1 protein-coding gene is annotated in these 625 nt (G+C 63.7%); it reads right to left on the reverse strand.

The genetic code is table 11. The features are described 5' to 3' along the window. Window positions 1-47: 47 nt before the first annotated feature. Window positions 48-625: Mu transposase domain-containing protein (locus D1614_RS28270; RefSeq protein ID WP_147384387.1), on the reverse strand; the 578-nt coding region annotated here is incomplete at its 5' end.

Below are 625 nucleotides of genomic sequence, written 5' to 3' on the forward strand. Positions count from 1 at the left end.
TGAGGGCTTTGAGTTGGCCGACGGTGTGTTGCATCAGCATAATTTTCCTAATGGTAGTAGTCGGGGCCACGCACGTTGTCGTGCATGGGGGAATGCCACTCGGCTTGCGATACCGGCAGAGTGGCCTGCCGGTCCAGATGGTTTTCAAGGATGGAGACCACCGACTTGCGCGTGAGCGAGCCAATGGCGACGGCGCGGGCGCAAGCGGCCTCGAGCCGTTCCTTGCCATACTTCTTGGCCAGACTCAGCAGACCCAGGCAGGCGCGATAGCCCATCTCGGGATGGCTCTTGTGGGTGAGCTGGTATTCGACGATGACGGCGACGCTGGGCCCAATCGAGGCTGCCCAGTTGAGCAGCCGGCCGGGCGTCCATTCGAGGTGCGCGCGGTGGGCCACCGGCATGTGTTCCTTCACCGTGCTGTGGCTGCCCTTGCGGGTATTGCGCGCGTGCAGCGCCACGCGCTTGCCACCGTACAGGATCTCGATGGTGTGGCGGGTTACGCGGGCCTCCACCGCCTTGCGCACCAGAGCATGCGGCACGCTGTAGTAGTGTCCGTCGATCTCGACGTGGTAGTCGACGTTGACGCGGCACTGTTTGAACGTTGCCACTTCGTAGCGCCGCGGCG

Source organism: Maribellus luteus (genome assembly GCF_003576475.1).
GTDB lineage: Bacteria > Bacteroidota > Bacteroidia > Bacteroidales > Prolixibacteraceae > Draconibacterium > Draconibacterium luteum.